Below are 6,908 nucleotides of genomic sequence, written 5' to 3'. Positions count from 1 at the left end.
GGTACGGCTTGCAACGGCCCGGGCAGACGCGCGACCGCCGACATCGGCAGTAGCAGCGAACAACACAGCAGTAGCAAAACCGAGGGACGAATCATCCACTCTCCGGAAAGAATATGAGGCCCGCTTCAATGACGAATGACATCAAGCACGGCGACAAAAACAGAGCGCCCAAGGCGCTGGCAAAGTGCGAAAGACTGGCACAATGATGGCAAAACTACCAACCCGGTCTGGCTCGCGGCTCAAGAGACAGCGTTAACCCGTTGTAGTTCTTGGCTTTTCTTATAAATCCACGGCTCTGATATGCTTTCCGGCCTTTGGGCCGAGGTAGCACCATGCAACTCATCGATATCGGCGTCAACCTGACCAACCCCGGTTTTGCCGACAAACACCAGGCCGTACTCGACCGCGCCTACGCGGCCGGGGTGTGCCAACTGGTGCTGACCGGCACCAGTGTCGAGGGCAGCGAACAGGCCCTTGAGCTGTGCCAGCAGCTGGACGCAAGTGCTCAGCGCCTGTTCGCTACCGCCGGTATTCACCCTCACTGCGCCAGCGACTGGAACGCCGACAGCGCCCGACGTTTGCGCAGTTTGCTCAATGAGCCAAATGTGGTGGCCGTGGGCGAATGCGGGCTGGATTTCAACCGTGATTTCTCGCCGCGTCCGCAGCAGGAGAAGGTCCTCGAAGAACATCTGGCCATAGCTGTTGAATTGCAGCTGCCGGTTTTTCTGCACGAACGCGACGCCAGCCAGCGATTGCTGGAAATCCTGCGCGACTTCCGCGATCAATTGCCGGCTGCCGTGGTGCACTGCTTCACTGGCGAACAGAAGGCACTGTTCAGCTATCTCGACCTGGATCTGCACATCGGCATTACCGGCTGGATTTGCGACGAGCGTCGGGGCACGCATTTGCATCCACTGGTCAAGGAGATCAAGCGCGGGCGCCTGATGCTCGAAAGCGATGCGCCGTACCTGCTGCCGCGCAGCCTGCGCCCCAAGCCAAAAAACGGGCGTAACGAGCCGGCGTACCTGACCGAAGTATTGCGCGAAGTGGCGCTGCATCGCGGCGAAAGCCAGGAAGATCTGGCGGCGCACACCACAGCGTGCGCACGGGCGTTCTTCGGGTTGCCATCAATCCCTCAATAACCACAAATCCCCTGTGGGAGCGAGCTTGCTCGCTCCCACATGGGGATGCTGCTGGCCCGTTGATCTGCATCAAGAATCAGTCACCTGAGTAGCGGCACAATGATGGCACCTTGCCAAAACTGTTTCCGCTATCAGAGAAGACCTCCATGGGTGCCTGGCTTAGCAATATCTCGCTGAAATACAAATTCTGGGCGGTCAACGCCGTCGCTTTCGTCACCACCCTGTTGTTGGTGCTGTACGCGGTGCAGCTCGAACAGCAGGCTCGCAGTCAGTCCGCCCAGGCTTCGGCCCAGGCCCAGGCCCGATTGCTCGAAGCCTGGCCCGCAGGGCAACCGCTGCCCCATGCCGACAACCTGCTGGCGTTCAGTCGCGGGCAGGCACCCACGCTCAATGAACAACCCGTGCAGGAACTGGCCAATGCCAATGGCTGGGTCGAGATCAACGCGATGCCGCTGTTCGGTGACAACCCGTTGATGGGCGCCGAAGTGTTTACCCGCGCCGGCAGCCAGCAGGTCGCCGTGATTGCTCATGGTCCCAGCCTGAGCCAGGTGTTCAGCGAGCGTTTTGCCAATTACGCGGTGGCCGTGTTCATTCTGATGCTGGCAATGCTCGGCGCATCGCAGTTGCTGATCCGCTTCCTGCTCAGCCAGCTCAACACCTTGAAAGACGTCATGTTGCACGTGGAGAAAACCGGCGACCTGTCGGCCCGCGTGCCATTGGCTTGCAGCGACGAAGTCGGGCAAATGGCCAACGCCTTCAACGCCATGCAAGCCGGTTATCAACGGGTGGTCAGGACCGTCGCCAGCACCGCCCGGCAACTGGACGTCGGCGCCGCACGGCTGGCAGCCAGCATGAATGAGGTGCGCCACGGCATGCTGGGTCAGCAAAGCGAAACCGATCAGGCCGCCACGGCGATCAATGAAATGACTGCCACGGTCTATCACATCGCCCAACACGCGGGCGCCACCCGTGACCTTTCACAATCGGCCGATACCCTGGCCGGCAGCGGCCAGGAGGTGGTTGCGCGGGTGCAGAGGTCGATTGCCGGACTGTCCACCGGCGTCCAGCAGACCGCCGAGATGATTCAACGCCTGGCGGAGGACAGCCAGAAGATCAACGGCGTGGTCAACGTGATTCACAGCATCGCCGAGCAGACCAACTTGTTGGCGTTGAACGCTGCCATCGAAGCGGCCCGGGCCGGTGAGATGGGTCGCGGCTTTGCGGTGGTCGCCGATGAAGTGCGCAACCTTGCCAAACGCGTGCAGGTCTCCACGGATGAAATCACCATCATGGTGTCGGCGTTGCAGTCTGGCACGCGGGACGCCGTGGATTTCATGCAAGAGAGCTCGTTCAAGGCCGACGATTGCGTGCAGCAGGCGCAGGAGGCAGGTTCGGCATTGGCCGAGATCACCAGCGCGGTGGCGCAGATGCGTGAAAGCAACACGCAGATCGCGGTGGCGGCCGAGCAGCAGAGTCAGGTAGCGGAAGAGATGAACCGGGCGGTGGTGAGCATTCGTGACGTGACCGAGAATACGGTGCAGCAGACGGTGACTTCGGCGATTACCAGCAATGAGTTGGCGGCATTGGCCGGGGAACTGAGCACGGCCATCGGTCAGCTCAAACTGTAAGGGCCTCTTCGCGGGCAAGCCCGCTCCCACAGGGAAACGCGATTCACTGTAGGAGCGGGCTTGCCCGCGAAGAGGCCGGAACCAGCGACATCAATATTGACCATGACGCCTATCAAGCCAATAGTCAGCCTTGATTCGCCGCCAGCATTGACCGGGCCTATTCTTCATCACATGTATTCAACATGGATCGAGGATCAGCATCATGGGCAAACGTCACCCCAACCTTCCTGCCTGGCAATGGCGAGCGTACCCGAACAATCATCAGCACCCAACCAATCTGGTGTTGCACCTGATCGCGGTGCCACTCTTCATCGTGGCGTTTCTGTTGATCGTGTCCGGGGTATTCAGCCTGAGCCTGGCGAACGTCGCCATTGGCGTGGTCGGTGTGATTGCTGCGCTGGCCTTGCAACGTCACGGCCACAACCTGGAGACGCAAGCCTCCGAACCTTTCAGTGATCGCAAGGATGCGATATCGCGCTTGTTGGTCGAGCAGTTCCTGACTTTTCCCAGGTTCTTCCTCAGCGGTGGCTGGTGGCGCGCCTGGCGTGAGCGCCACCGCCGTCACTGATCAGGCAAACACCGTCACCGTCTGCCGGCTCATGGCGATCAACCGGCCATCCGCGCTCCACATTTTCGCGGCGGCATGCCCGTAGCCGTCGGCGGCGTGCTCGGTTTCGACGAGGTATTTGCACCAGTCCAGGGTGCTCAGTTGCAGCAGCGGTTGCACGAACTCGATGGTCCAGGTCAGCGTACTGCCCATCGCCGGTTTCTTCAAAAACGGCATCAGGGCCGGTGGCCAGGCGTCCACCAGCGCCAGAATATGCGCTTCGCTGATCGCCTCTTCCTTCACGTCGCCACGCAAGCGTACCCAGCCGCCCATCTGACGCGATGTGCTTGCGCTGAACGGCAGTCCGCCGACGCTCCAGCGCATCGCCAGATGCCGCATGAACGCCGGGAGGACGCCTTCGACAAAAGGCAGTTCCTGGCACTCGTCCCAGTGCTTCATTTCCGGTGCCGGTTCAGCGACCACCGCCACTTCCGAGGGGCGCGAGGCACCAAAGCTGCCCTGGATCAACGTCACTACCTGGCCCTTCTGCATCACCCGGCCCAACACTTGACTGACGGCCTTGCCTTCGCGCAGCACGTCGACCTCGAAACTGACCGGAACCTCGGGTTCAACCGGGCCGACAAAGGTGATTGCCAACGAACGCACCGGACGATCCGCCGGAACCCGGGCACGCATGGCTTCGTACTGCAAAGCGGCCACCAGGCCACCGAAACTGGCCCGCCCCTGTGCCCAGGAGGCCGGAATAGACAGCTCCAGCGGCTGGCTACGGACAGCGTCAAGCAGTTCGGAAAAGCGCATGAAAACCTCAGGGATCGGAAAAAGATGAAGGGATCTTAACCAGCCAGCGATGGCTATACAGCACCCATTCCGGCCAAATTGACTGACAGATGAGCCGTGCTCGGTTCTAACACAAAATCCATGGCCAACATTGAGCCCATGTGGGAGCGAGCTTGCTCGCGAAAGCGGTCTAACAGTCACGATGTGTGCTGAATGTTAATCCGCTATCGCGAGCAAGCCCGCTCCCACATTTGTTCGGTGGTGGTCTCAGGATTTGAAGCAATCGCGACTGAGTTTTTCCAGCACACGGTCTGCGCACTGTTCAGCCTCGGTCATAGTGGCTTTCCACACTGCAACACAGGGCTGCAAATCCGCTTCCCGTTCAGCCATGGCCAGCCATTGCACGCAATCGTGCCAGTCACCCAGCGCGCCCTGGGCCGATTTCAATCGGGGCATGGCCGCTTTCGGCAAACGGTCCAGCTCGGGGTAAGCGTCGATGCCATAGCGTACGCGCTTGATCAGCAGGCGCAGCCGGTGGCGGTCGTGGGTCGGGTCGTGCAACGCTTCGTCGAGTTTTTTCCACTGCTTGCCCAGGCGTTTTTCAATGCGCTTGCGCAAGCCCTTGAGCAATCCCTGGCGCTGGGCGGCGCGTAGAAAACGCGGAAACGCATCGAGGACGATCAGCATTTGCGCGAGCTCGGGACTGGCCGCTACGACCGGATAGGCCTCGGCCATTTGTGCCATGCGCCACTGTGCGGCTTGGAGTTGATGGTGCTGGAGCAGGTACGCCGCCAGCACTTCGCGATCACGTAATGGCGTGGTCAGTTCACCCACCCGTGAGGCGGCCGCTTCCAGTTGTTCGACTCCGGGCACCCCGTTCAAGGGTCGCAACAGGCTGCGTAACCGACGCATGGTTGTGCGCAGATCGTGTAACGCTTCAGGGTCAGTACGCTCCTTCAAACGGGCCTGACAGGCCAGCAGACGAACTTCCAGGCCCAGAACATGAGCCACCAACCGATCGATCATGGGGGTTTACTCCGTAAACAGCGCCAGGCTGCAAGCTACGAGCTGCAAGCCCGATGAGTCTTGCAACTCGTAGCTTAGAGCCTGCGGCTGCTTTTTGCCTTCAACGCCCCGCGCGCGACTCACGAATATAGAAACGGGCCTTCTCGGCTTTGGTGGTGCAGCCTTCGAACCCCTCGAATTGCTGCTGGGTCTTGGCCGCGGTCAACAGCGACAAGGCCTTGGAGTAGCTGACGGTCCCGGCGAAACCTTCGGCCTTGGCCAGGTCCAGCTCATGCCACGCGGCATCCAGGTTACTACCGCAACTGTCGCGATAAGCGGTTTTGCCGGCACAACCGGCGAGCGCCAGGGCAATCAATGGCACGCAGATCCAGGCTTTCATCACTCACTCCTCAAAGATAGGTCAACAGTTGTGCAGGTAAGACGGTGTGGCACCTGAAAAGTGCCGTGGGTCCGTTGTGCAAACTATAGCGCTGCCGAGAATAACCATGTGCCGCCATGGAGTGTCGAAAAAACGACGCTCTTGCCCCATCGAACGACCATGGCGATTGAAGCATGGCCCTCGATGGGTGCATTGTTGAACCATTCAAGCGAGGGCGATCCATGAAAAAGCGTGTCGCACTGGTATTGGGCTCTGGTGGAGCCCGGGGTTATGCGCATATTGGGGTCATTGAAGAGATCGAACGGCGCGGCTATGACATTGCCTGTATCGCCGGTTGCTCCATGGGCGCGGTGGTGGGCGGGATCTATGCCGCCGGCAAACTCAATGATTACCGCGACTGGATCGAGAGCCTGGATTATCTCGACGTGTTGCGTCTGGTGGACGTGAGTTTTCGTCTGGGGGCGATTCGTGGCGAGAAGGTGTTCGGGCAGATCCGCAAGATCGTCGGCGAGGTCAACATCGAAGACTTGCGTATCCCCTACACCGCGGTTGCCACCGACCTGACCAACCAGCAGGAAATCTGGTTCCAGGAAGGTTGCCTGCATCAGGCCATGCGCGCCTCGGCAGCGATTCCCAGCCTGTTTACCCCAGTGATGCAGGGTAACCGCATGCTGGTCGACGGCGGCATTCTCAACCCGCTGCCGATCGTGCCCGTAGTGTCGAGCCATTGCGACTTGATCATCGCGGTCAACCTCAACTCCACCAACCAGCGCCACTATCAATTGCCGGTCATCCAGCGCCCCGCCGCCTTCAAGACCCGCTTTGACAGCCTGATCAACTCCGTCGGCTCGAAGTTGCCGTTCCGGCGCAAACAGGCTGAACAATTGTTGGTTCTGGAACAGGAAGCCTTGAAGGCCGAAGGTGCGGACTTCAACCCGTGGATCGAATCCGCCGAGCCCGACGCGCAGCAACCCGCGGCAGCCCCCCAAGCCAGTGGCGCGCCCCGCTCCGCCACCGGTTCGTTCATCATCGACAACGTCGGGCCGGCGTCCTTGCTGGATCTGATCAACCAGAGTTTCGAGGTGATGCAGACGTCGCTGGCGCAGTACAAGATTGCCGGGTATCCACCGGACATCCTGATCAACGTGCCCAAGCGAGTGTGCCGTTTTTTCGAGTTCTACAAGGCGCCGGAGCTGATCGCGCTGGGACGGGAGATTGCGCGGGATACGCTGGACCGGTATGAGAATGAGCAGAACTGAAAGCCTGAAAGTTCTCAGGTGACTATCAGGGCCTCTTCGCGGGCAAGTCGGATCGCCGCACCGCCGCCCCCACAATGACCGCGTCGGTCACAAACCATGTGTACGACGCGGACCCTGTGGGAGCGGCGG

At 60.4% G+C, this 6,908-nt stretch carries 7 protein-coding genes; 4 read left to right on the top strand and 3 right to left on the bottom strand.

Annotated features, from left to right (window positions below):
• Nucleotides 1-332 precede the first annotated feature (332 nt).
• The 3 genes from PMI29_RS10180 to PMI29_RS10190 all read left to right on the top strand — a co-directional run bounded on the left by PMI29_RS10180 (nt 333) and on the right by PMI29_RS10190 (nt 3,338).
• Entirely contained in the window at nt 333-1,142 is an 810-nt protein-coding gene (locus tag PMI29_RS10180) for a TatD family hydrolase (protein ID WP_008000327.1), read from the top strand.
• 146 nt (nt 1,143-1,288) lie between these two features.
• Nucleotides 1,289-2,770, top strand: a complete 1,482-nt coding sequence (locus PMI29_RS10185) for a methyl-accepting chemotaxis protein (protein ID WP_008000326.1) — start codon at nt 1,289-1,291, stop codon at nt 2,768-2,770.
• Nucleotides 2,771-2,972: 202 nt separating this feature from the next.
• Complete coding sequence (locus tag PMI29_RS10190; RefSeq protein ID WP_008000324.1) at nt 2,973-3,338, top strand: Mpo1-like protein; 366 nt, start codon at nt 2,973-2,975, stop codon at nt 3,336-3,338.
• On the opposite strand, the gene PMI29_RS10195 is transcribed toward PMI29_RS10190, so the two are convergent.
• The 3 genes from PMI29_RS10195 to PMI29_RS10205 all read right to left on the bottom strand — a co-directional run bounded on the left by PMI29_RS10195 (nt 3,339) and on the right by PMI29_RS10205 (nt 5,520).
• Nucleotides 3,339-4,136 (bottom strand): acyl-CoA thioesterase, encoded by a 798-nt coding sequence (locus tag PMI29_RS10195; protein WP_008000322.1) that lies wholly within the window; start codon nt 4,134-4,136, stop codon nt 3,339-3,341.
• Between the two features lie 246 nt (nt 4,137-4,382).
• Nucleotides 4,383-5,141 carry a CHAD domain-containing protein gene (locus tag PMI29_RS10200; RefSeq protein WP_008000321.1) on the bottom strand — a complete coding sequence of 253 codons (759 nt, stop codon included), beginning with the start codon at nt 5,139-5,141 and terminating at the stop codon, nt 4,383-4,385.
• 100 nt (nt 5,142-5,241) lie between these two features.
• Entirely contained in the window at nt 5,242-5,520 is a 279-nt protein-coding gene (locus tag PMI29_RS10205; RefSeq protein WP_008000319.1) for a hypothetical protein, read from the bottom strand.
• A gap of 221 nt (nt 5,521-5,741) precedes the next feature.
• Between PMI29_RS10205 and PMI29_RS10210 the strand changes: the two genes are divergently transcribed.
• Entirely contained in the window at nt 5,742-6,779 is a 1,038-nt protein-coding gene (locus tag PMI29_RS10210) for a patatin-like phospholipase family protein (RefSeq protein ID WP_008000317.1), read from the top strand.
• Nucleotides 6,780-6,908: the final 129 nt, after the last annotated feature.

The sequence above is a fragment of the Pseudomonas sp. GM49 genome, assembly GCF_000282355.1.
Taxonomy (GTDB): domain Bacteria; phylum Pseudomonadota; class Gammaproteobacteria; order Pseudomonadales; family Pseudomonadaceae; genus Aquipseudomonas.
Note: the sequence above shows the minus strand (reverse complement) of the source record. Positions and strands in the feature narration are given on the sequence as shown.

Bases quoted from the DNA above. Each gene is read 5' to 3' on its own strand.
- PMI29_RS10180 (WP_008000327.1), top strand. From the start codon at position 333: ATGCAACTCATCGATATCGGCGTCAACCTGACCAACCCCGGTTTTGCC.
- PMI29_RS10185 (WP_008000326.1), top strand. From the start codon at position 1,289: ATGGGTGCCTGGCTTAGCAATATCTCGCTGAAATACAAATTCTGGGCG.
- PMI29_RS10190 (WP_008000324.1), top strand. From the start codon at position 2,973: ATGGGCAAACGTCACCCCAACCTTCCTGCCTGGCAATGGCGAGCGTAC.
- PMI29_RS10195 (WP_008000322.1), bottom strand. From the start codon at position 4,136: ATGCGCTTTTCCGAACTGCTTGACGCTGTCCGTAGCCAGCCGCTGGAG.
- PMI29_RS10200 (WP_008000321.1), bottom strand. From the start codon at position 5,141: ATGATCGATCGGTTGGTGGCTCATGTTCTGGGCCTGGAAGTTCGTCTG.
- PMI29_RS10205 (WP_008000319.1), bottom strand. From the start codon at position 5,520: ATGAAAGCCTGGATCTGCGTGCCATTGATTGCCCTGGCGCTCGCCGGT.
- PMI29_RS10210 (WP_008000317.1), top strand. From the start codon at position 5,742: ATGAAAAAGCGTGTCGCACTGGTATTGGGCTCTGGTGGAGCCCGGGGT.